Below are 23,441 nucleotides of genomic sequence, written 5' to 3'. Positions count from 1 at the left end.
CTCTCCCTACCCGGACGGGTACACCCTCGGGTACGGCCGTGCAGTCCCCCGGCGGACCCGTGGACCGCCGGGACCCGGCCCGTACCGTGGCGGTAAGTGCCCTCCCCGGCACAGGAGTCGGCCCGACGAGCCCCGGCCGCGACGCCGGGGGGAGGGAGGCGAGGCATGGCCGTCCTGTGGGGTGTGTCCTTCGACGCCACCCCGTTGTCCGGAGTGGTCGTCGAGTTCGTGAAGACCGCCCGGCACTTCCACGACCGCGGCTACGAGGTCCACCTCGACCTCGGCTACGACATCAAGGCGGACAAGGGCAGGTTCTTCGTGCCCTACCGCGACGAGGCCCGGCTGCTGCCCCCGTGGGTGCGGCTGTCCCGGCTGCCCGGCCTCGACACCGTCGACGGCTACGACGCCTCCCTGGTCACCGCGGTCCTCCAGGAGGTCGTGGAGAAGGGTGACGTACGGCTGCTGCCCGAGGTGGAGCGGATCACGGACGCCCTGTGCGCACGGGTACTGGCCCTGTGGGAGTCGCTCGGCGTCACCCGGGTACTGGTGGAGAACGGCACCCTGCCGGAGAACATCATGGTCACCCGTGCCCTCCAGAAGGCGATCACCGTCCACGGCGCCCGGCACCGGCTGGGCCGCTTCGTGCTGTGGCGCGACCACGACCTGATGTGGCAGAGCGAACCGGGCACCGGCAAGTACGGCAGCCCGCCCTACCCGCACGTGCCGCCGCTGCTCGACTCCGTCCACGTCCGCTATCTCGCCCTGCACGAGCGGGCCCGCACCCTGACCCGCGCCTGGGCACCGCACGTCCGCGACATCGACGTACTGCCGAACGCCTTCCCCCGAAGGCCCGCCACCGTGGGCCCGGAGAACCTGACCTTCCGCGCCGAGCACGCCGTGCCGCACACCGCCCGGCTGATCGCCCGCACCACCCGGATCATCCCGCAGAAGCGGATCGACCGGGACATCCACCTGGTCGCCGCCCTGGCCCCGCGGACGGACGTCCGGCTCCTGGTGGCGGGCGACACCGGCGAGGACCCGCACGAGTACCGGCGGCTGACCTCGCTCGCCCGCGAACTCGGCGTCACCGACCGGGTCGTCTTCGCCGGCTGGCTCGCCCCCGACACCGACGCGGCCGGCGCCCCAGCCGGCGGCGGCCACTCGGTACGCGACCTGCTCGCCCACGCCGACCTGGTGTCGTTCCTGACGTCCTACGACTACGAGAGCTACGGAAACCCGATCGGCGAGGCGATCGCCGCCAAGGTCCCCTACATCACCAGCGGTTACGAGCTGTATCCGACGGTCTACGGCGACAAGGGCTTCCGCGCGCCCGTCCTGCACGACGACCTGCCGACCCCCGCATTCGTGAACGAGGTGGCACAGCTGTTGAACGACGACACTCTGCGGTCCGCCACGGCCGAGCACAACCACCGCCTGGGCAACCGCCACTTCGGCCGCTCCAGCGCGGAGCGCCTGCTCGACCGGCTCGTGCTCACCCCGATGGGCGCCAGAACCCGGATGAGCGTGATCCTGCCCGTCTACAACGAGGCCGCGAACCTGCGGGCCGTACTGGAATCACTCCACGACCAGCGCACCTCCGACGGCAGCGGGCGCCGGCTGGACCCGGAGCTGTACGAGATCGTCCTCGTCGACAACAACTCCACCGACGGAACGGTGGAGTTGGCCAAGGCCTTCGCGGCCGAGCACCCCGACCTGCCGCTGCACGTCGTCCACGAACCCGAGCAGGGCGTCTCGTGCGCCCGCCGGACCGGGATGCGGTTCGCCGCCGACCGGAGCGCGGGCCGCCCCGCTGGCACGGCGTCCGACGACCGCTTCTACCTGGTCTCCGCGGACGCCGACTGCCAGGTGGACGACACCTGGCTGTCCACCCTCCTGACGGCGATGGACGACATCGGCGCCGACCTCGGTGTCTGCGACTACTACTACCGCGAGGAGCACTTCAGGGACCGCCCCCGCCTCTGGGACGCGATCTCCCGCACCCTGCGCTGCCGCGCGGTCGCCTTCGCCCTGTTCGGCGGCTTCCCCGACGGCAAGGGCTTCGCCGTCGAACGCACCGCGCACGACCGGGCCGGCGGCATCGAGATCTTCTACCAGCTCCAGGACGGGCACTTCGTCAACCACCTCTCCGACGACTGGGACTTCGGCATCAAGGTCTCGGCCCTCGGCGGCAGCCGGACCTACGTCCCCGACTCCCGGGTGGAGATCAACCCGCGCCGGGTGGACCACGCGCTGGAGGAGGTCGTCGAGGGCAGGGCGTACGGATCCCACGGGACGATCGTGATGCGGGACATCCGGCCCGACGGGGAGGCGTCCGCCGAGCGGGACCTCACGGCGGAAGAGGCCCTGCGTGCCTGGGAGTTCTCCATCAAGGACTTCACCCCCAAGAACCTTCTCCTGCCCCTCCTCCTCGACCCGGACCTGCTCACCACCGAACCCGTACGGGAGTTCTTCGGCGCCTCCCTCGCCGACGCCCTGCGCCAGCGCATCGCCGAGCTGGTCGACGAGATGCGGATCGTCGACTTCACCCCCATCCACGCCTACAAGACACCGTCCTTCCGGCTCTACTTCGAGTTCGCCGACGCCCTCTTCGAGCGGCTGCGGGCCGCGGTCGGCGACGACATCGGCCATCCGCCCCCGCTGCCGCCCTGTCTGGAGGAGATCCCCCGCGACCGGTTCCGGGAGTTCGTCGCGTACTACTGCGAGGACCGCGAATCCGGCGAGGCCCACGACTACTTCGGCAACGGAGGTGTCTTCTGATGACCACCGCCCCCGACCCCGCCCCCGACCCCGATCCTGTTCCCCGCTCGGCCCCCGGCTCCCCCGACCCCGCCCTGGAATCCCTTCTGGCCGTCGATCCGACCGCCCCGGTCCCGGCCGCCGTCCACGCCCTCGCCGCCCCCGGCAACCGGCATCTGCTGGAGTACGTACGCGAGGACCCGTTCGGCGCGCACGTCTTCCCGGGCAACATCGAGGACTACGACCCGGAGGCGTTCCTCGACGACCTCGACCACCAGCTCCGGACCACTCCCCCGATCCACCTGTGGGCGTACATCCCCACCTGCGCCTACCGCTGCCGGTTCTGCCAGTACCCGGTCGTCATCGTGAAGGGCCCGCAGGAGACCGTGAACCGGCGGGCGGCGCAGTGGGTGGACTGGAACATCCGGGAGGCCCGGCTGTGGCTGCGCCGGGTCCCGCACCTGGCCTCGGCCCCGGTCGGCGAGTTCAACGTGTTCGGCGGTACGCCCTCGCTGCTGCCCGCCGGCGAGATCCGCCGGCTGCTCGACTTCTACCGGGAGAACTTCGCCTTCGGCCCCGGCACCACGATCCGCTTCGAGGGCGACCCCACCACCTTCACCCCGCCCAAACTGGAGCTGCTCGCCGAGCTGGGCTGCACCAAGGTCTCCAGCGGGGTGCAGTCGTTCGACGACCACGTGCTGCCCCTCAGCGGCCGCGAGCACACCGCCGCCGCCTGCACGGAGTTCATCCACCGGGCGAAGGCCACCGGCTTCGACTGGATCAGCATCGACCTCATGTACGGCCTGCTCGACCAGTCCCTGGACAGTGTCCGGCGCGACCTGGACACCGTGCTGGAACACGACCCGACCGCCGTGGTCTGCACCAAGCTCCATCTGCGGGACTACGCCGACACCCGGACCGGGGTCTCCGGGGTGCGTCCCGCGGCCTGGCAACTCCCCGAGTACCGGACCAGGCTGGAGTCCCGGGGCCACCGCTGGCCGACGCTCGGCGAGCAGTACCAGATGCGGGAGATCCTCACCGAGGGCCTGCGGGCGGCGGGCTGGACCGAGCATCCGACCATGTACTTCGCCAGGCCCGGCGCCGGACCGGAGAAGTGGAAGGCCCTCATGGCCGACCAGGACCAGCAGCGGCCCGAGGTCGCCATCGGCCTCGGCGGCAGCTCCAGCTGCCGGGCCTCCGAGGGCATGACGAACGTCGACGCGCGCGCGTACGCCGAAGCCGTGGACGCCGGCCGGATCCCCCTCGGCTCGGCGACCGCGTTCACCGAGCGGGCCCAGCAGACCCGGGCCGTGAACATGGCGCTCTCCACCCTCCAGCCGCTCCGGGAGGACGTGCACCGCCGCCGCTTCCCCGGGGCGTCGCTCTTCTCCCCGCAGTGGCGGGCGGTCTTCGGCACCCTGAGCGACCGCGGTCTGCTGCGCACCGACGAGACCGCGGGCACGGTGACGCTGACACCGGTGGGCGAGACGCTGGTGGAGGCGATCATCAACACGGAACTGATGGCGGAACCGGCGACGGCGGCCTAGGAACGGGCCGACCGTGCGAGGAGCACGGGGGACCCGCCACACCGGCCGGCGTGGGGTCCTGCCGGGGTGGCGGGTCCGGTCGTCGGTCCGGACTACCAGACGAGGCCGCCGTCGACCCGGAGGTTCTGCCCGGTGATCCAGCCGCCGTCGGGGCCGACGAGGAAGGCCACCGCGCCCGCGACGTCGGTCGTACGGCCGAGCGCCCCGAGCGGTGTCTGCCGGGCGACCTCCTCACGCGACTCGTCGGTGGTGGCGCTGCGCAGGATCCCCTTCTCACCGCTGTCCGTGGGGCCGGGCGACACCACGTTGACGGTGATGCCGCGTCCGCCCAGCTCCCGGGTGGCGATCCAGGTGAACTGCTCCAGCGCCGCCTTGCTCGCCGCGTACACGGCCTCCTGGGTGCGGGGCCATCGGGTGGTCACGGTGGACACGTTGACGATCCGCCCGCCCTCGCCCATCCGCTCGGCGGCGTGCTGGATGGCGAAGAACGGGGCCTTGGCGTTGACGGTCATCTGCCGGTCGAAGTCGGCCTCGGTGGTCGCCCCGATCGGCGTGCGTAAGAAAGTGCCGGCGTTGTTGACAAGAATGTCCAGCTTCTGCGCCCCGAAGCACTCGTCCGCGGCGTGGAACAACCGCTCGATCTGGGCCAGGTCGGACAGCTCGGCGCGCTCCGCCCACACCACACCACCGGCGCCGGTGACCTCCTCGACGGTCTCCCGCGCCGAGGCCTCGTCGCGTCCGTAGCTGAACACGACCGCGGCGCCGTCGGCCGCCAGCCGCCGTACGATCGCCCGTCCGATGCCCCGGGACCCGCCGGTCACGATCGCGGTCCTGCCGCGCAGCGATGCCGTTCGCTCAGTGCTCATCGTGTCTGTCATTCCTTCCGGAGAGGCCGACAACTGCACTTGCCATTACGGCATGGCCGCCAACTCCAGGACAGGAAAGGCCGGTTGTTCCGCCCGACAGTGAGGAGTCGGGTGCCCCGGCGGCCCCGCACACGCCAGAGGGCCGGACCACGGGTGTGGTCCGGCCCTCCGGAACGGGCGGTACGTACGTGGAGCGGTCGCTCCCGGCGGGCTAGGCCGCCCTGGAGTGCGGGGTGGGCACTCCAGGGACGTCCTGCGCGTCCTCGACGGGCGCGTACGTGTCGTCCTCCCCGAAGTCCGGGGCCTGGAAGGGGTTTGTCGTCGGAGGCGGCGACGCCGCGGTGGAGCGGCGGATGTGCCCTTCCGGAGCGGAGAACAGCGAGGTCGGATCGATGAGAGGTTCTCTCCTTCGTTACAGGCGCCCGAGGGCGCCCGGTGTGCCGTGACCGGGCACCGCGGTTCTACAACTTGGTCATCTTCGAGTACGGGCTCAGGATCCGCATTTGCTTCGAGCCGAAATCCACGAGCGCCGCGACTCCGTCCTCGATGCCGATCACTCGGCCGAGGCCGTACATGTCGTGGGTGACCTGGTCGCCCACGGCAAAGTTCTCCGGGGCTCGTGTGACCGGGGCTTTGAAGGGACTGGTAGGCAAGTGACGCTTCGGAGCAGCAGGCTTTGTCATTGCCCCCAGTATGTGCCCACCTGTATCACGTTGGCTGCGCTCATCCATGTCCATTACCCGGCGGGGCACCGGCGCCGGAAGCCGCTTCCGGGGCGCCACTCCGGGCCCGCGTCCCTGACCAGGGGCTTCCCGCCCCGTCGGGACGCGGGGTCGCCCGGCCGCCGGAACAATGTCATCGATCGTGGCCGAGTTGTTGTACTCCGCCGCCCGGGATCCGGGCCGGGCAGACCGCCGGACACCGAACACCCGCTGAACGTCGAAGGGCCCCACCGCGAACGGTGGGGCCCTTCGACTTCGTGCCCGGTGAGGCACTGGCGGAGGATACGAGATTCGAACTCGTGAGGGGTTGCCCCCAACACGCTTTCCAAGCGTGCGCCCTAGGCCTCTAGGCGAATCCTCCGCCGGGAACATTACATGACCGAGGGGAGTGCTAGCGAACTCGTTCCCGCACCTCAGGATCAGGTAGTCTCTACGAAGCTCCCCACGCGGCGCTATCTGACTGAACTCCCCCAGGGCCGGAAGGCAGCAAGGGTAGGTCGGCTCTGGCGGGTGCGTGGGGGGCGTCTTCTTTTCCCCCCGGCATCCGCACCGACCCCTCTTGTCAGTGGGCGCCTATAACCTCGTACGCGTGTCGTCTCTCGCGTTGTACCGCCGCTATCGCCCGGAGTCGTTCGCCGAGGTCATCGGGCAGGAGCATGTCACCGGCCCGTTGCAGCAGGCGCTGCGCAACAACCGGGTCAATCACGCGTACCTGTTCAGTGGTCCGCGCGGCTGCGGCAAGACGACCAGCGCCCGCATCCTGGCCCGCTGTCTGAACTGCGAGCAGGGGCCCACACCGACGCCGTGCGGCGAGTGCCAGTCCTGCCAGGACCTCGCGCGGACCGGTCCCGGCTCCATCGACGTCATCGAGATCGACGCCGCTTCCCACGGTGGTGTGGACGACGCCCGTGAGCTGCGCGAGAAGGCCTTCTTCGGCCCGGCCGGCAGCCGGTACAAGATCTACATCATCGACGAGGCCCACATGGTCACGTCGGCCGGGTTCAACGCGCTGCTGAAGGTCGTCGAGGAGCCCCCGGAGCATCTCAAGTTCATCTTCGCCACCACCGAGCCCGAGAAGGTCATCGGGACGATCCGCTCCCGGACCCACCACTACCCCTTCCGGCTCGTCCCGCCCGGCACCCTGCGCGAGTACCTCGGCGAGGTGTGCCAGAAGGAGGACATCCCCGTGGAGGAAGGGGTGCTCCCTCTTGTGGTGCGCGCGGGCGCCGGGTCCGTACGTGACTCCATGTCCGTCATGGACCAGCTGCTCGCCGGCGCCGCCGCCGACGGTGTGACCTACGCGATGGCGACCTCGCTCCTCGGCTACACCGACGGCTCCCTGCTGGACTCCGTCGTCGAGGCCTTCGCCACCGGTGACGGCGCCGCCGCCTTCGAGGTCGTGGACCGTGTCATCGAGGGGGGCAACGACCCGCGGCGGTTCGTCACCGACCTCCTTGAGCGCCTCCGTGACCTGGTGATCCTCGCCGCCGTCCCGGACGCCGCGGAGAAGGGCCTGATCGACGCCCCCGTCGACGTCATCGAGCGGATGCAGGCCCAGGCCGGTGTCTTCGGCGCCGCCGAGCTGACCCGCGCCGCCGACATCGTCAACGAGGGCCTCACCGAGATGCGGGGCGCCAACTCCCCCCGCCTCCAGCTCGAACTGATCTGCGCCCGCGTGATGCTCCCCGCCGCCTACGGCGACGAGCGCTCGGTCATGGCCCGCCTCGACAAACTGGAGCGCGGTGTCCACTTCTCCGGTGGCCCGGCCACCGGTGCGCCCGCCATGGGGTACGTACCCGGGCCGGACGCCCACGGATATCCGGCGACGGCACCCCAGGCTCCCCCCGCGCAGGCCGCGCCCCCGCCGCAGGGTCCGCCCGTCCCGCCCGGCGGTGGCCCGGCCGCCGCACGCGCGGCCGTACGTCCTCAGGGGGCGGGCGAGGCTCCGGCGGGCGGGGGCGCGGGCGCTCCGGGCGCGGTGAGTGCTGCGGGCGCCGCGGGTGCCGCGGGTGCTTACGGTGATCCGGCTCCGGCTCCTGCTCCGGTTCCCGCTCCCGACGCGCCCCCCGCCCCTGAGCCGCAGGCCCCGGCCCCGGCTCCGGCCCCAGCTCCGGAACCCCAGGCTTCCGCCCCGGCCCCCGGCGCCTGGCCCACCGCCGCCGCCACCGGTGGTGCCCGGCGGCCCGGCGGCTGGCCCACCGCCACCCCCGCCGGAGGCGGCACCAGGCCCGCGGCCCCGGCACCCCCCGTGGCTCCCAGCACCCCGGCCGCACCCCCCGCCGCGGCTCCGGCCCCCGCCGGACCGGCGTCCGTGCCTGCGGCCGGCGGTCCGGACCCCCGTGCCCTGTGGCCGAACATCCTGGAGGCGGTCAAGAACCGCCGCCGCTTCACCTGGATCCTCCTCAGCCAGAACGCGCAGGTCATCGGCTTCGACGGCACCACCCTCCAACTCGGCTTCATCAACGCCGGAGCACGTGACAACTTCTCCGGCAGCGGCAGCGAGGACGTCCTGAAGCAGGCGCTGGTCGAGCAGTTCAACGTCCACTGGAAGATCGACGCCGTCGTCGACCCGTCCGGCGGCGGCTCGGCCCCGCCGTCCGCGGGTGGCGGCGCCGGCCCGTCCGGCTCCTTCGGATCCCCGGGCCCGGCCGGTGCGGGCGGTCCGTCCGGGGGGTCCGGCTTCACCGGCGGCGGAGGCGGCACCGCCACGGCGTACGGCGCCGGACCTTCCGCCGGGGGCTACGGCGGCGGGACCGGGACAGCCGTACAGCAGCAGCCGTCACCCCGGGCCGGGGCCGGGCCGGCGTCCGGGGCCGCCCCTTCCGGACCCGCGCCCGCCCAGGCCCCCGCCGCCCCGCCCGCGCGCGCACCCGAGCCCGTCGCTCCCGAGGACGACGTCCCGGAGGACGACGACCCCGACCTCGACGAGTCCGCCCTGTCCGGGCAGGAACTGATCGTGCGGGAGCTGGGCGCCACGGTGATGGAGGAGTTCACCAACGAGTAGGCGCGAGAGCGCCCGCACGGAGGGGCACCCCGACCCTCCCGTTAGGCTGACCCCGTGAAGGTCCTCGTCATCGGCAGCGGTGCCCGCGAACACGCCCTGTGCCGTTCCCTGTCCCTCGACCCCGCGGTCACCGCGCTGTACTGCGCGCCCGGCAACGCCGGGATCGCCGAGGTCGCCGAGCTGCGCCCGGTCGACGCGCTGGACGGCGCGGCCGTGTCCGCGCTGGCCACCGAGCTCGGCGCCGGGCTGGTGGTCGTGGGCCCGGAGGCCCCGCTTGTCGCGGGGGTCGCCGACGCCGTGCGCGAGGCGGGCATCCCGGCCTTCGGCCCCTCCAAGGAGGCCGCGCGGCTGGAGGGCTCCAAGGCCTTCGCGAAGGACGTGATGGCGGCGGCCGGCGTCCCCACGGCCCGTTCGTACGTGTGTACGAACCCGGACGAGGTCGACGAGGCGCTCGACGCCTTCGGCCCGCCGTACGTGGTGAAGGACGACGGTCTCGCGGCCGGCAAGGGTGTGGTGGTGACACCGGACCTCGACACGGCCCGCGCCCACGCCAACGCCTGTGAGCGGGTGGTCATCGAGGAGTTCCTCGACGGCCCCGAGGTCTCCCTCTTCGCCGTCACCGACGGCGTGACGGTCGTCCCGCTCCAGCCCGCCCAGGACTTCAAGCGCGCCCTCGACGGCGACGAGGGCCCGAACACCGGCGGCATGGGTGCCTACTCCCCACTGCCGTGGGCGGACCCGAAGCTCGTGGAGGAGGTGCTGGAGACGGTCCTCAAGCCGACGGTCGACGAGATGCAGCGCCGCGGCACCCCGTTCTCCGGTCTGCTCTACGCCGGTCTCGCGATCACCTCGCGCGGTGTGCGGGTCATCGAGTTCAACGCCCGGTTCGGCGACCCGGAGACCCAGGTCGTGCTGGCCCGGCTCAAGACCCCGCTCGCCCGGCTGCTGCTCGCCGCCGCGGACGGCACCCTGGCCGACCTGGCCGACCTGCGCTGGAGCGACGACGCGGCCGTCACGGTCGTCGTCGCCTCGCACAACTACCCCGGCACCCCGCGCACCGGCGACCCCATCACCGGGCTCGACGCGGTCGCCGCCGAGGACGCCCCGTACGCGTACGTCCTGCACGCCGGCACCCGGCGCGAGGCCGACGCGGTCGTCAGCGCGGGCGGGCGGGTGCTGTCGGTCACGGCCACCGGCGACGACCTCACCGAGGCCCGCGAGCGCGCCTACCGGGCGATCTCCCGGATCGGCCTCGACGGCTCCCAGCACCGCACGGACATCGCGGCCAAGGCGGCTACCGGCGCGTAGTCCGGGCGGCGCGCGCCCCCGCCGACCGCATTTGCACCACATCCGAAGAAACCAGACTGAACCCCCAGGGCCCCGGATCCGTCTCAGGATTCGGGGCCTGATGCTTGCCCTCTGTCATCCACCTCTCCCCAAAGCCATTCCATCGAGTGACCGGTGCCCCATCCGGCTGACGGGGGCGCGACCCCCAACTAGGGTGCGGCGCAAGCGTTCGGGCACTTGGCCCACCGGCATTGCGATGTCAGTGGCGGGTGCCACAGTGGGGGAGTGAGCATCGCCAGGAAAGGTTCAGAACGGCAGGGAGGGGGTGAGGTCCGGTCGTGACCGGGATCGGTGTGGAAGTGGGAGCCCAGGCCGCTCGTGCGAGGGCTCTGGCCGTGTTGCGGGTGCGCAGCCGCGCGCTGGCCGTGGCCCTGCTGCCGGCCGCCGCCGCGGTGATCCTGCTGGCCGGCGGCTCCTCCGGACATCTCGTGGGCCACGCCTGGGACGTCGCCCGCTGGGTGATGTCCGTGCTCGCGGTGCTGGTGCTCGCCGCCGCTGGGGGTGTCGCCCTGGTGGTCGCCCGGGCCCGCCCCGCCGTGACGCCGACGGTCACGATCGCCGAGGATTCCGCGCCGGATCTCTACCGGATGGTGCGCGACCTCGCCGACCGCCTCGACGTACCCGCGCCCTCCGCCATAGCGCTCACCCCGGACTGCGACAGCTGGCTGGAGGACCGTACGCATCCGGCGCACGGCACCCCGGCCCACGGCACCCCCCCGCCGGCCGACGCCGACGAACCGGCCGGCACCGGCCGCGCACAGCGCCGGAGCGCCACCGCCCCCGTCCTCGTCATCGGCTCCCCCTTCCTGTGGTGGATGCGTGTCGGAGAGCTCCGCGCGGTCCTCGCCCCGGTCGTCGCCGGTACGGGCCCTTCGGCCCAGCCGGACATAGCCGCGGCCCGGCGCTTCGTCCGGGGTCTGGACGCCGCCGTGGCCGTCGCCGCGACGCCCGGCCGCAACCCCGTGGCCGGGGTGTTCCTCGCCGGTGTGGGCCGGGTGGCCCGGCTGCTGCTGCACAGCTGCCGGGTGCACGCGGCCGAGATGGAGCGCGGAGTCGCCGCCGCGGCCGCCGAGCGTGCACAGGCTGTGGACTACGGACTGCGGATCGTCGCCCAGGAGCAGGTCGGCCTGGCCTACGCCGGCTGGGACCGGCTGCTCACCCGGGTCGCGCTGCCCGCCTGGCGGATGGGCCGCTGGCCGTCCCGGCTGGACGCGGGTGTCGTCGCCGCGCTGACCGAGCTGTCCCGCCGCGACCGGCTGGCCGAGGGGTTCACCTCCCGGCTCGGCGAGCGCCCCGCGTGCGACCTGCTCGAAGAGCCGGGCGCCATCGACGAGGCCACCTCGCTGCTCGCCGCCCGCCTCTTCCACGGCGGCCCCGCCGAGCCTGGCCCGGACTGGTCGCCGGTGGACTGGCAGGAGTATCCGGAGGAGGTCGTGGACCGGAAGTGGCGGATCGACGCCGCCCGGCTCCACCGCGTCCTGGACGCCCTCGGCGTCCGCCGCACCGACCGCCACTCCGACGCCCCCACCCTCGACCGAGTCCTCAACCACCTGGCCAACCCGGCACCACCCCACACCGACGCCCCGGAATCCCGCCCCGGGGTCACACACCCCGCCGCCCGGAACCTCCCCGGCGAAGACCTTCGCGAAAACGACCTCCCTGACGGCGGCCTCCCTGACGGCGGCCTCCCTGACGGCGGCCTCCCTGACGGCGGCCTCTCCCGGGACGACCTCTTCGACGACGAGGATCACCCCCTCTCCACCCCCCGCAGCACCACCCTCGCCGACCGCCTCAGTGCCGAGCTCACCCGCGAGGAAGCCGCCACGGCCGCCACGACCGCGGCCCGCGCCGCCACCGCCGCCGGCGCGAGCCCCACCGCAAGCCCCACCCCGGGGGCCACCGCGGAGGCCGCCACCGGCACCACCGCTGCCACCGGTCGCGCCGACCACCACACCCGCACTCCCGACGCCGACCTCTGGGACATCGGCGCCCTCCCCCTCTTCCCGCTCCAGCCGCCCCGCAGCCCGCGCGAGCTGCTCGCCGACCACGTCACGGCCATGGTCTGCTGTGCCGCGATGGACACCGCGGGCGCGAAGCCGGGCCTGGACTGGCTGGACGGCCCGTCCCTGATGTTCGGCGGCGAGCGGGCGGCCGACCTCACGCCCAAGGTGCTCAGCCTCCTGGAGCACGGCGACCAGGCCCCGCTCCGCAGCTGGCTCACCAAGGTCGGCATACGCCCGGAGAAGCCCGTACGCCTCGTCTGACTAGTCGACCGGAACCCCTCCTTCCATTTTCGGTCAATCGAAGACGAACAGTGACGGAGTAGGTGCGCAATGTGATGTGCTGGGACCGTTCGCGCATATGGCAAGCGCGTACGACACAGGCACACGGGGGTCGAGGGAGGGGGCAACATGGGGTCGGAGCAGATCCGCCGCTGGGAGTCGGGAGCGCTCGCGCACGCGGTCACGGACCCCTTCGGGCAGGGCCCGGTCCCGTGGCTGCGCGGCACCGAGACCTACTTCGACGACACCGGCCACGTCGTCCCCTGGTACGTGGACGCGCACCAGCCGCAGCCGTCCGGCGCCGGCACCCCCAGGGTCCCCGCCCCCCGCACCGCCGGCGGCCCCCGCTCCGCCGACGACGTGCACCGGCAGATCAAGGGCTTCACCTCCACCGGCGCGGTCACACCCGGCGAGGCCGTCGACTTCCACATCACGGTCGACCCGCCCCAGGAGTTCGCCGTCGACGTCTACCGCATCGGCCACTACGGCGGGGACGGCGCCGCGAAGATCACCACCAGCCCGCGCCTGTCCGGCATCGTGCAGCCCCCGCCGCTCGCCGCGGACCGTACGGTCTCCTGCCACCACTGGTGGCTGTCCTGGCGGCTCCAGATCCCCTCGTACTGGAGCACCGGCGCCCATGTCGCCGTGCTCACCACGGCCGACGGATACCGGTCGCACATCCCGTTCACCGTCCGCGACCACCAGCCGGCGGACTTACTGATGCTCCTGCCGGACGTCACCTGGCAGGCGTACAACCTCTATCCGGAGGACGGGCACACCGGCGCGAGCCTCTACCACGCCTGGGACGAGCACGGCCGGCTGCTCGGCGAGGCGGACGCGGCGACCACCGTCTCCTTCGACCGCCCCTACGCGGGCGCGGGCCTCCCCCTGCACGTCGGCCACGCCTACGACTTCATCCGCTGGGCCGAGCGCTACGGCTACGACCTCGCCTACGCCGACGCCCGCGATCTGCACGCCGGCCGGATCGACCCCACGCGCTACCGCGGCCTGGTCTTCCCCGGGCACGACGAGTACTGGTCGGCACGGATGCGCCGTACGGTCGAGCTGGCCCGGGACAGCGGCACCTCGCTGGTCTTCCTCTCCGCCAACACCATGTACTGGCAGGTCGAGTTGGGCCCGTCCCCGTCCGGCGTCGCCGACCGCCTGCTGACCTGCCGCAAGCGCAGAGGGCCCGGCCGCCCGGTGCTCTGGCGCGAAGTCGACCGCGCGGAGCAGCAGTTGGTCGGTATCCAGTACGCGGGACGGGTCCCCGAGCCGCATCCGCTGATCGTCCGCAACGCCGGCCACTGGATGTGGGAGGCGACCGGCGCCCACGAGGGCGACGAGATCGAGAACCTGGTCGCGGGCGAGGCCGACCGCTACTTCCCGCGCACCCCGCTCCCCGAGCACGAGGAGCGCGTTCTGCTCGCCCACTCGCCGTACGCGGACGGCGAGGGCACCGGCCGGCACCAGGAGACATCCCTGTACCGGGCTCCGTCCGGCGCCCTGGTCTTCGCTTCCGGGACGTTCGCCTGGTCCCCCGCGCTGGACCGGCCCGGCCATGTCGACACCCGGGTCCAGCGGGCCACCGCGAACCTCCTCGACCGCATCTGCAAACGCGACTGAGCCCCGTCCGGCGACCCTGGTCGAGGGCGATCCTCCGGATACGGGAGAATCGACCCATCAGACAGAACCACGGGGAGGAACCGTGTCCGGATTCGTAGAAAAGCCCCAGCCGGTCGAGGTTCCGGGCCTGGTGCACCTGCACACCGGCAAGGTGCGCGAGCTGTACCAGAACGAAGCGGGCGACCTCGTGATGGTGGCCAGCGACCGTATGTCCGCCTTCGACTGGGTGCTGCCGACCGAGATCCCCGACAAGGGCCGGGTCCTCACCCAGCTGTCGCTGTGGTGGTTCGACCAGCTCGCCGACCTGGTCCCGCACCACGTCCTGAGCACCGACCTGCCGGAGCACGCCCCCGCCGACTGGGCGGGCCGCACCGTGGTCTGCAAGTCCCTGCGGATGGTCCCGGTCGAGTGCGTGGCCCGCGGCTACCTCACCGGCTCGGGCCTCGCCGAGTACCGGCAGACGCGTACGGTCTGCGGACTCGCCCTGCCCGAGGGACTCGTGGACGGCTCCGAGCTGCCCGCCCCGATCTTCACCCCCGCCACCAAGGCGGCCGTCGGCGAGCACGACGAGAACGTCTCCTACGAGGAGGTCGCCCGCCAGGTCGGCGCCGAGACCGCCACCGCACTGCGGCAGACCACCGTCGCCGTCTACGCGCGGGGCCGGGACATCGCCCGGGAGCGCGGGATCATCCTCGCGGACACCAAGTTCGAGTTCGGCTACGAAGGTGATCAACTCGTCCTGGCTGACGAGGTGCTCACGCCGGACTCGTCGCGGTTCTGGCCGGCCGACGAGTGGCAGCCGGGCCGCGCGCAGCCGTCGTACGACAAGCAGTTCGTGCGGGACTGGCTGACCTCGCCGGAGTCCGGCTGGGACCGCGCGGCCGACGTGCCCCCGCCGCCGCTGCCGGAGCAGGTCGTGGCCGCGACCCGCGCCAAGTACGTGGAGGCGTACGAGCGTCTGACCGGCACGAGCTGGAGCTGAGCACACAGAGAAAGACCCCGGTCCAGTGGACCGGGGTCTTTCTCTTCGGAGCGGACGACCAGGTTCGAACTGGCGACCTCAACCTTGGCAAGGTTGCGCTCTACCAACTGAGCTACGTCCGCATGCGCGGTGGCGCGTCGCCAACTATACCCAACCTCGCTCCCGTGCGAGACGCACTGCCGTGTGACGGTTCTCCGCCCCCAGTTTCGAGACGGCCGACGACAGGTAGTTGCGTACGGTCCCCTGGGAGAGCGCGGCCCGTTCGGCGATCTCCGCGACCGGCGCCCCGTCGGCGGCCAGCTCCAGCACCTCGGCCTCGCGCGCGGTCAGCGGCGAGTCACCCGCGGAGATCGCGTCGGCGGCCAAATCCGGGTCCACGTAACGGTTTCCGGCCTGCACCGTACGGATGATCTCGGCGAGCCGCTGGGCGCTGACGGTCTTCGGGACGAACCCGCGTACACCCGCCGCAAGTGCCCGCTTCAGATGTCCCGGGCGGCCGTGGCTGGTGACGATCAGCACCTGGCAGCCGGGCAGCTCGGCCCGGATCCATGTGGCGACCTTCACACCGTCGGCGCCCGGCATCTGGAGGTCGAGGACCGCCACGTCGGGCCGGTGGACCCGGGCCATCGCCAGCGCCTCCGGCCCGCTCGCCGCCTCCGCGACGATCTCCAGATCGTCCTCCAGGGACAGCAGTGCGGCCAGGGCCCCGCGGATCAGGTGCTCGTCGTCGGCGAGCAGCACCCGGAGTGTCATGCCACGACCTCGTTCGCTCCGGACGCCACGGGCGTCTCCAACGGCACCTCCGCGACCAGCCGGAAGCTCTCCTTCCCGACCGGTCCCGCCTCCAGCGTCCCCTCGACGGCGGACAGCCGCTCGCGCAGCCCGGCGAGCCCGGACCCGCCCCCCTCGGACCCCGCGTCCTTGCGAAGACCCGCACCGCCGGTCCGCGCACCGCTCACGGCCCGCACGCCGTCGTTCTCCACCGTCAGCACCACACGCCCCTCCCTCGCCAGCAGACCCACCGAGCACAGCTTCGCGTCCCCGTGCCGCAGGACGTTGGTGGTCGCCTCCCGCACGACCCAGGCGAGCGCCGACTGCACGCCGCCCGGCAGCCCGCCCGCCAGCGCCTCCCCACGCACCTCGCAGGCGATCCCGGCCGCCGCCAACACACCCTTGGCGCCGGCGAGTTCGACGCCCAGCTCGGCCTCCCGGTAGCCCCGTACGACATCGCGGACCTCGCGCTGGGACTCCCGCGCGATGCTCTGCACCTCGATCATCTGCTCCACGGCCTCCGGCCGCTCACGCCGCGCCAGCTGCACCGCCAGCTCGCTCTTCAGGGCGATCACCGCGAGATTGCGGCCCAGGACGTCGTGCAGGTCCCGCCCGAAGCGCAGCCGCTCCTCGGTGACGGCGAGCCGGGCGCGGGTCTCGCGGGCGGCGTCGAGTTCGAAGACGACGTTGAGCAGCCAGACGGAGAAATGGGAGGCGGCGGCGGCGAACATCCCGCCGACCAGGGTGCCCGCCGTGGCCGCCCCGACGGACGGGGCCGAGACGCCGAGCGCCAGCGCCACGACCAGGACGACCGCCGTGCACCCCGTCACCAGGTAGACGGTGTGCCGCCGGTTGTGCAGGGCGATCGTGATGGCGCCGACCCCGAAGATCAGGACGGCGGCCGTCACCGCGCTCAGTCCGCCCCGGGCGTCGTCGTCGGAGATGTTCTTGGTCAGGGTGAGGGCGATGCCCGCGATCAGCAGGCTGACCGTGGAGAGCGCCCACATCAGTCCCACCGGCCGCTCCCGGCGCCCCCGCACCCAGTCCAGCCCCCGTGCCGTGGTCAGCGAGCAGAGCAGCGCGTGCACGGACACGAGAAGGATCACCCAGCCGGCGCCGGGCAGCCCCGGCAGTGCCAGCAGCGGAAGCCCGAAGAACCCGATCTCCATCACCGTGAAGAAGTGGTACGACAGGCGGGTGTACGTCTCGACCTTCGCGGGCGTGCTCTTGCTCTGCCACCAGCCTCTGGGCCTGCGCATGTCCGTACCCCTCGCCCTCGCCGTGTTCTCCGTGGTCGGCCCCCGACGTTCTCCGTGGTCGGCCCCCGACCGTCAGCGCCGCGGCTCCCAGGGGAACCACCGGCGTACAGCAAACACCGAGAGAACGGTCCAGGCCAGCGCGGTCGCGACGGCGCCCAGCACCTCGTAGCCCGAGAGGTCGCCGGTCCAGGCGCCGCGGATCAGGGTCATCACCGGCGACAGGGGCAGCAGTTCGAGCAGCGAGGCGGCCCGCTCCGGCAGCAGTTCGAGGGGCACGGCCATGCCCGAGCCGAGCAGCCCCACGAACAGGAACGGCAGACTGGTCACCTGCGCGCTCTCCGAGGTCCGGGTGACCACCGCGGTGACCGCGCCGAACGCCGCGCACAGCACCACGCCCAGCAGCACCCCGACGACGGCGAGCACGGGGGCGCGGGGCGCGTCCATGTCGAACAGCGCCGTGTAGCCGATCGCCAGCAGCACACTCTGCGCCAGCCCGATCATCACGGACGGCAGCGCGGCCCCGACCAGGATCTCGGTGTCCCGCAGCTCACCGGTGCGCAGCCGCTTGAGGACCAGCTCCTCGCGGCGCACGACGTAGACACTGGTGAGCGAGGCGTAGATGGCGAAGAGCAGGGAGACGCCGACGGCCGCGGGCAGCAGTACCGCGCCGACGCTCAGCCCGTGGTCGGCCAGTTGCATGTCGTCGGTCGCGCTGCGCAGACTGAGCGTCAGTACGAAGGGGACGAAGAGCGCCGTCACCAGCGTGGCCCGGCTGCGTCCGAGCAGGGTCAGCTCGGCCCGTGCGAGTGCGCCGAGGCGGCTGGCGGTCGTGGTCGCGCCGGAGCGCCCGGAGGCGGTCGGGGTGTGGGTCGTGGTCGTGGTGCTCATCGGGCCAGCTCCGTCTTCGTCGGCTCGTGCTCGTCTCCGTGCCCGGCCGCGCGGCCGGCGATTCCCAGGAACGCCTCCTCCAGCGAGGCGGACCGCACATCCAGCCGGCGCAGCTCCACGCCCGCCCGCTCGGCCCACACCAGCAGCCCGGTGGCGGCCCGCTGCAACTCCATGGTCCGCAGCCGCACCACGTCGCCGTGCACCTCGTGTCCGCTCACCCCGAGCTCGCCGAGCGGCGGCAGATCGCCGAGGAAGTAGCCGGGGGGCAGTTCGAAGGAGATCCGGGACGGCTGCGCGCCGGTCACCTCGGCCGGGGTGCCGGTCGCGGCGATCTCCCCCTTGTGCATGATGGCCAGCCGGTCGGCGAGGGTCTCGGCCTCCTCCAGGTAGTGCGTGGTCAGCAGCACGGTGGTGCCGGTGTCGCGCAGCGAGCCGACCAACTCCCAGGTGTCCCGCCGCCCTTCGGCGTCCAGGCCGGTCGTCGGCTCGTCGAGGTAGAGCACCTCGGGCCTCCCGATCAGGGCCAGCGCCAGGTCCAGCCGCCGCCGCTCACCGCCGGACAGCTGCTTGACCCGTACGGACTCCTTGTCGGCCAGCCCGACCAGGCCCAGTGCCTCGCGCTGGGGCCGCGCCCCGCTCACACAGCCCGCCCACATCCGTACGGTCTCGGCGACGGTCAGCTCGGACGGGAAGCCGCCCTCCTGGAGCATCACCCCGGTCCGGGGCCGTACGACGGACCGCTCGCGGTAGGGGTCGTGGCCGAGGACGCGCACCTGCCCGCCGCTCGGTACCGAGAGCCCTTCGAGAAGCTCGACGGTGGAGGTCTTGCCGGCGCCGTTGGTGCCCAGCAGTGCGAAGACCTCACCGCGGTCCACGGAGAACGTGATCCCCCGAACCGCCTCGAAGCCGCCCCCGTACACCCGCCGAAGGTCGGTGACATCGATCACGTGCTCGTTCGTTTCCATGACCTCAGCGTCCCGGCGGCGAAGGCGTCATGGCAGTGCGTGCTGTCATCGCTCGGCATGACAAATGTCAGATGCCGGGGCCCGGGACAAGAAAAAAGCTCCGGTCGGGTGACCGGAGCTTCCTCCATGGAGCGGACGACCAGGTTCGAACTGGCGACCTCAACCTTGGCAAGGTTGCGCTCTACCAACTGAGCTACGTCCGCATTGCATCCGACCAGCTTTCACTGACCGGCGCGAGCACCAGCCTACCTGATCCACTTTCGTGGTCCGGACGGTGATGCAGAGCGGGTGACAGGAATCGCACACTGCGCCTTCCCCCTGGAAGGAGGATGTTCTACTACTGAACTACACCCGCGCGTACTCCGTGAGCTGGGCTTTTCTGCCCCGCCCGGCGGCGTGCTCCAGACATTAGCTGATCAGCAGGGGGGTAGCGCAAGTCCGCTGCCCTCAGGGCCCGCTGACGGGCCCTGAGGGGGCCTGAGGGGGGCGACCGCCCCGGGGCCCGTCCGGCGGATCAGGCCCTAGCGGGCGTCGGCGAACGCCTCGTAGACCTTTTTGGGGATCCGGCCGCGGGCCGGCACGTCCATCTTGTTCGCCTGGGCCCAGGCCCGGACGGCGGCCGGGTCGGGGGCCACCTCGGTCTGCTTGTACGCGCGGCCGGACTTCGACCGCTTGCGGCCCGCGTCCACGTAGGGCGCGAGCGCCTTACGCAGTTTCTTGGCATTGGTTTGATTCAGGTCGATCTCGTACGACTTGCCGTCGAGTCCGAAGGCGATCGTTTCCGCCGCTTCCGAGCCGTCGATGTCGTCAAAGAGAGTGACCACGACCTTCTGCGCCACGAATATCGGTCCCTTCGTGCGGCACATCGATACCGCTCAACTGTGGTGACGTGCCGAGTGTCGGCTATTGCCAATTCATTTGTACAGTGCCCGGCAAAGCAATGTGAAGCCCGACTAAATCTTCCCGCGTGTCCCGGTGCAATAGCTATCGGGCGCGGATCGGGGATCTTTCCCTGAACTTTTCGTGAAGGGTCGCCCCGATGCGCGATCGTGATGCCGGTTCCGTAGCTTCCTACAACTCTACCCGCGTAGAAATTTTGTGCGGGTAGTCTGAAGCCACCTGTCGAAGACCCGCAGGAACCTGCTCAGCACCACAACACCGGGAGTGCCAGTGGCACGCGTCGTAGTCGACGTCATGCTCAAGCCGGAGATCCTCGACCCCCAGGGCCAGGCGGTGCAGCGCGCACTGCCGCGTCTGGGTTTCGAAGGCATCTCCGACGTACGTCAGGGAAAGCGATTCGAACTGGAAGTTGACGGACCGGTCGACGAGGCCGCGCTCGCCCGCATCCACGATCTTGCGGAATCCTTCCTCGCGAACACCGTGATCGAGGACTTCACCGTGAAGGTCGAGGAAGTCGCCGCGGGAGCCGCGAAGTGACCGCTCGTATTGGCGTCGTCACTTTCCCGGGCAGCCTCGACGACCGTGACACGCAGCGCGCGATCCGCCACGCCGGTGCCGAACCGATCGCCCTCTGGCACAAGGACAAGGACCTCAAGCAGGTCGACGCCGTGGTGCTGCCCGGCGGTTTCTCCTACGGCGACTATCTGCGCGCCGGTGCCATCTCCCGCTTCTCGCCGGTGATGGAGAGCGTCATCGAGCAGGCGAAGGCCGGCCTTCCGGTTCTCGGAATCTGCAACGGCTTCCAGATCCTCACCGAGGCGCATCTGCTGCCCGGCGGGATGCTCGGCAACGACCATCTGCACTTCATCTGCCGCGACCAGAAGCTGCGGGTGGAGAACGCGGACACGGCCTGGACCGGTGACTACGCGTCCGGCCAGGAGATCCACATCCCGCTGAAGAACATGGACGGCCGGTACGTCGCCGACGAGCGCACGCTCGACGAGCTGGAGGCCGAGGGCCGGGTCGTCTTCCGCTACCTGGACACGAACCCCAACGGCTCGCTGCGCGACATCGCCGGCATCACCAACGCCGCCGGGAACGTCGTAGGTCTTATGCCGCATCCGGAGCACGCCGTCGAGCCGCTCATCGGCACCGGCCGCACCGACGGCCTCCCGTTCTTCACCTCGATCCTCAAGAAGCTGGTCACCGCATGAGCAGGACGCCTCTGGACACGGTCGAGCACGCGGCCGCGACCCCCGACGTCGAGCTGCCCTGGGCCGAACTCGGCCTGAAGAAGGACGAGTACGAGCGGGTCGTGGAGATCCTCGGCCGCCGCCCGACCGGCGCCGAGCTCGCCATGTACTCCGTGATGTGGTCCGAGCACTGCTCGTACAAGTCGTCGAAGGTGCACCTGCGTCAGTTCGGCGAGAAGGCCCCGCAGTCCGACGCGATGCTCGTCGGCATCGGCGAGAACGCCGGTGTGGTGGACGTCGGCCAGGGCTACGCGGTCACCTTCAAGGTCGAGTCGCACAACCACCCGTCGTACGTGGAGCCCTACCAGGGCGCGGCCACCGGCGTCGGCGGCATCGTGCGCGACATCATCGCGATGGGCGCGCGCCCGGTCGCGGTCGTCGACCCGCTGCGCTTCGGCGCGGCCGACCACCCCGACACCAAGCGCGTCCTGCCGGGTGTCGTCGCCGGCATCGGCGGCTACGGCAACTGCCTGGGCCTGCCCAACATCGGCGGCGAGGTCGTCTTCGACGCCTGCTACCAGGGCAACCCGCTGGTCAACGCCGGTGCCATCGGTGTGATGCGGCACGAGGACATCCACCTCGCGAAGGCGTCCGGCGCGGGCAACAAGGTCATCCTCTACGGGGCCAGGACCGGCGGCGACGGCATCGGCGGCGCCTCGATCCTCGCGTCCGAGACCTTCGACGACGCGAAGCCCTCGAAGCGCCCCGCCGTGCAGGTCGGCGACCCCTTCCAGGAGAAGCTCCTCATCGAGTGCACCCTGGAGGCCTTCAAGGAGAAGCTGGTCGTCGGCATCCAGGACCTGGGTGCGGCCGGACTCTCCTGCGCCACCAGCGAGTTGGCGTCCAACGGCTCCGGCGGCATGACGGTGACCCTGGACGACGTGCCCCTGCGTGACTCGACCCTCTCGCCCGAGGAAATCCTCATGAGCGAGTCGCAGGAGCGGATGTGCGCGGTCGTCGAGCCCTCGAAGGTCGACCGCTTCCTGGAGATCTGCGAGAAGTGGGACGTCATCGCCACCGTCATCGGTGAGGTCACCGACGGCGACCGTCTTGAGATCTACTGGCACGGCGGCAAGATCGTCGACGTCGACCCGCGCACGGTCGCGCACGACGGCCCGGTCTACGAGCGTCCGTACGCCCGTCCCGCCTGGCAGGACGAGCTCCAGGCCGACGACGCGGGCAGGCTGCCCCGCCCGGCGACCTCGGACGAACTGCGCGAGCAGGTCCTGCGGCTGGTCGGCTCGCCCAACCAGGCCTCCAAGTCGTGGATCACCTCCCAGTACGACCACTTCGTGCAGGGCAACACCGTGCTGGCCCAGCCGGAGGACTCCGGCATGATCCGCATCGACGAGTCGACCGGCCTGGGCGTGGCGATCGCGACGGACGGCAACGGCCGGTACGCCAAGCTGGACCCGTACAAGGGCGCCCAGCTGGCCCTCGCCGAGGCCTACCGGAACGTGGCGACGACGGGCGCCAAGCCCCTCGCCGTCTCCGACTGCCTGAACTTCGGCTCGCCCGAGGACCCGGCGGTCATGTGGCAGTTCGCCGAGGCGGTACGCGGCCTGGCGGACGCCTGCCAGCAGCTCGGCACGCCGGTGACCGGCGGCAACGTCTCCCTCTACAACCAGACCGGCGAGGCGGCCATCCACCCCACCCCGGTGGTCGCGGTCCTCGGCGTCATCGACGACGTGGCGCGCCGCACACCGGTCGCCTTCCAGGAGGAGGGCCAGTTGCTGTACCTCCTCGGCGACACCCGCGAGGAGTTCGGCGGCTCGGCCTGGTCGCAGGTGGTCCACGACCACCTGGGCGGACTTCCGCCGGAGGTCGACCTGGAGCGCGAACGCCTGCTGGCCGAGATCCTGATCTCCGCCTCCCGCGACGGGATGATCGACTCCGCGCACGACCTGTCCGACGGCGGTCTGATCCAGGCGGTCGTGGAGTCGGCGCTGCTCGGCGGCAAGGGCGCCCGCCTGGTCGTCCCCGACGGCCTGGACGCCTTCACGTTCCTCTTCTCCGAGTCGGCCGGCCGCGCGGTCGTCGCCGTCCCGCGCTCGGAGGAGGTCCGCTTCAACGACATGTGCGGAGCCCGCGGCCTCCCGGCCACCCGCATCGGCGTCGTGGACGGCGAGACCGTGGAACTCCAGGGCGAGTTCACCCTCCCCCTGACGGAACTCCGCGAGACCCACGAGGCGACGATCCCGGCACTGCTGGCATAGTCACCCGCACACCTTGAAGGCTCCGCCCGGACATCGGACGGAGCCTTCAGTGCTGG

The 23,441-nt window shown here is 71.6% G+C and carries 17 protein-coding genes, 4 tRNA genes and 1 other RNA gene; 11 read left to right on the top strand and 11 right to left on the bottom strand.

The features are described from left to right. The first annotated feature begins 165 nt into the window (after positions 1–165). Both ACIQAC_RS08565 and ACIQAC_RS08560 read left to right on the top strand, forming a co-directional pair. Positions 166–2,778 (top strand): glycosyltransferase, encoded by a 2,613-nt coding sequence (locus ACIQAC_RS08565; protein ID WP_402188340.1) that lies wholly within the window; start codon positions 166–168, stop codon positions 2,776–2,778. Continuing rightward, the gene (locus ACIQAC_RS08560) at positions 2,778–4,304 is read left to right on the top strand and encodes a radical SAM protein (RefSeq protein ID WP_402188338.1); all 1,527 of its coding nucleotides are present in this window, start codon (positions 2,778–2,780) and stop codon (positions 4,302–4,304) included. The genes ACIQAC_RS08565 and ACIQAC_RS08560 overlap by 1 nt, the downstream gene beginning before the upstream one ends. A 92-nt stretch (positions 4,305–4,396) precedes the next feature. Here ACIQAC_RS08560 and ACIQAC_RS08555 read toward each other — a convergent pair whose 3' ends face one another. The 3 genes from ACIQAC_RS08555 to ACIQAC_RS08545 form a co-directional block, all read right to left on the bottom strand. Next, positions 4,397–5,170: an SDR family oxidoreductase gene (locus ACIQAC_RS08555; RefSeq protein ID WP_402188337.1), complete on the bottom strand. Its 774-nt coding sequence runs from the start codon at positions 5,168–5,170 to the stop codon at positions 4,397–4,399. Between the two features lie 461 nt (positions 5,171–5,631). Next, positions 5,632–5,853 (bottom strand): hypothetical protein, encoded by a 222-nt coding sequence (locus ACIQAC_RS08550; RefSeq protein WP_402188335.1) that lies wholly within the window; start codon positions 5,851–5,853, stop codon positions 5,632–5,634. Between the two features lie 312 nt (positions 5,854–6,165). Further along, positions 6,166–6,253, bottom strand: a tRNA-Ser gene (locus tag ACIQAC_RS08545). Between the two features lie 72 nt (positions 6,254–6,325). Between ACIQAC_RS08545 and ffs the strand changes: the two genes are divergently transcribed. The 6 genes from ffs to ACIQAC_RS08515 all read left to right on the top strand — a co-directional run bounded on the left by ffs (position 6,326) and on the right by ACIQAC_RS08515 (position 15,133). Beyond that, positions 6,326–6,422: signal recognition particle sRNA small type (gene ffs / locus ACIQAC_RS08540), an RNA gene on the top strand. Positions 6,423–6,481: 59 nt separating this feature from the next. Further along, positions 6,482–8,896, top strand: a complete 2,415-nt coding sequence (locus tag ACIQAC_RS08535; protein WP_402188333.1) for a DNA polymerase III subunit gamma and tau — start codon at positions 6,482–6,484, stop codon at positions 8,894–8,896. Positions 8,897–8,950: 54 nt separating this feature from the next. Further along, on the top strand, positions 8,951–10,204 hold the full coding sequence (purD, locus tag ACIQAC_RS08530; RefSeq protein ID WP_402188331.1) for a phosphoribosylamine--glycine ligase: 1,254 nt from the start codon (positions 8,951–8,953) through the stop codon (positions 10,202–10,204). Positions 10,205–10,521: 317 nt separating this feature from the next. Continuing rightward, positions 10,522–12,507 carry a hypothetical protein gene (locus tag ACIQAC_RS08525; protein ID WP_402188329.1) on the top strand — a complete coding sequence of 662 codons (1,986 nt, stop codon included), beginning with the start codon at positions 10,522–10,524 and terminating at the stop codon, positions 12,505–12,507. Between the two features lie 147 nt (positions 12,508–12,654). Beyond that, a complete protein-coding gene (locus ACIQAC_RS08520; RefSeq protein WP_402188327.1) occupies positions 12,655–14,151 on the top strand; it encodes a N,N-dimethylformamidase beta subunit family domain-containing protein in 1,497 nt (498 codons plus the stop codon). A gap of 82 nt (positions 14,152–14,233) precedes the next feature. Then, entirely contained in the window at positions 14,234–15,133 is a 900-nt protein-coding gene (locus tag ACIQAC_RS08515; protein WP_402188325.1) for a phosphoribosylaminoimidazolesuccinocarboxamide synthase, read from the top strand. A 49-nt stretch (positions 15,134–15,182) separates the two neighbouring features. On the opposite strand, the gene ACIQAC_RS08510 is transcribed toward ACIQAC_RS08515, so the two are convergent. From ACIQAC_RS08510 to ACIQAC_RS08475, 8 genes are all read right to left on the bottom strand, one after another. Then, positions 15,183–15,255 (bottom strand) — tRNA-Gly (locus ACIQAC_RS08510). 22 nt (positions 15,256–15,277) lie between these two features. Beyond that, entirely contained in the window at positions 15,278–15,886 is a 609-nt protein-coding gene (locus tag ACIQAC_RS08505; protein ID WP_402188323.1) for a response regulator, read from the bottom strand. Continuing rightward, positions 15,883–17,163, bottom strand: coding sequence for a sensor histidine kinase (locus tag ACIQAC_RS08500; RefSeq protein ID WP_402188321.1), 1,281 nt, complete (start codon positions 17,161–17,163; stop codon positions 15,883–15,885). The genes ACIQAC_RS08505 and ACIQAC_RS08500 overlap by 4 nt, the downstream gene beginning before the upstream one ends. Positions 17,164–17,235: 72 nt before the next feature. Continuing rightward, positions 17,236–18,051 (bottom strand): ABC transporter permease, encoded by an 816-nt coding sequence (locus tag ACIQAC_RS08495; protein ID WP_402188319.1) that lies wholly within the window; start codon positions 18,049–18,051, stop codon positions 17,236–17,238. After that, positions 18,048–19,016, bottom strand: coding sequence for an ABC transporter ATP-binding protein (locus ACIQAC_RS08490; RefSeq protein ID WP_402188317.1), 969 nt, complete (start codon positions 19,014–19,016; stop codon positions 18,048–18,050). Before ACIQAC_RS08490 ends, ACIQAC_RS08495 begins: the two co-directional genes overlap by 4 nt. A gap of 127 nt (positions 19,017–19,143) precedes the next feature. Continuing rightward, positions 19,144–19,219: transfer RNA gene (locus ACIQAC_RS08485), tRNA-Gly, on the bottom strand. Positions 19,220–19,299: 80 nt separating this feature from the next. Next, positions 19,300–19,371: transfer RNA gene (locus tag ACIQAC_RS08480), tRNA-Gly, on the bottom strand. A 166-nt stretch (positions 19,372–19,537) separates the two neighbouring features. Beyond that, on the bottom strand, positions 19,538–19,855 hold the full coding sequence (locus tag ACIQAC_RS08475) for an Lsr2 family protein (RefSeq protein WP_402188315.1): 318 nt from the start codon (positions 19,853–19,855) through the stop codon (positions 19,538–19,540). A 331-nt stretch (positions 19,856–20,186) separates the two neighbouring features. Here ACIQAC_RS08475 and purS point away from each other — a divergent pair, with 331 nt between their 5' ends. From purS to purL, 3 genes are read left to right on the top strand one after another with little or no spacing between them, the layout of a single operon-like run. Then, positions 20,187–20,453: a phosphoribosylformylglycinamidine synthase subunit PurS gene (purS, locus tag ACIQAC_RS08470; protein ID WP_402188314.1), complete on the top strand. Its 267-nt coding sequence runs from the start codon at positions 20,187–20,189 to the stop codon at positions 20,451–20,453. After that, on the top strand, positions 20,450–21,130 hold the full coding sequence (gene purQ, locus ACIQAC_RS08465) for a phosphoribosylformylglycinamidine synthase subunit PurQ (RefSeq protein ID WP_402188312.1): 681 nt from the start codon (positions 20,450–20,452) through the stop codon (positions 21,128–21,130). The genes purS and purQ overlap by 4 nt, the downstream gene beginning before the upstream one ends. Then, positions 21,127–23,385, top strand: coding sequence for a phosphoribosylformylglycinamidine synthase subunit PurL (purL, locus tag ACIQAC_RS08460; protein WP_402188310.1), 2,259 nt, complete (start codon positions 21,127–21,129; stop codon positions 23,383–23,385). Before purQ ends, purL begins: the two co-directional genes overlap by 4 nt. Positions 23,386–23,441 lie beyond the last annotated feature (56 nt).

The sequence above is a fragment of the Streptomyces sp. NPDC088387 genome (assembly GCF_044753385.1).
In the GTDB taxonomy this organism is placed as follows: Bacteria; Actinomycetota; Actinomycetes; order Streptomycetales; family Streptomycetaceae; genus Streptomyces.
The sequence above is the reverse complement of the archived record's forward strand: the minus strand, read 5'-3'. Positions and strand labels throughout refer to the sequence as shown.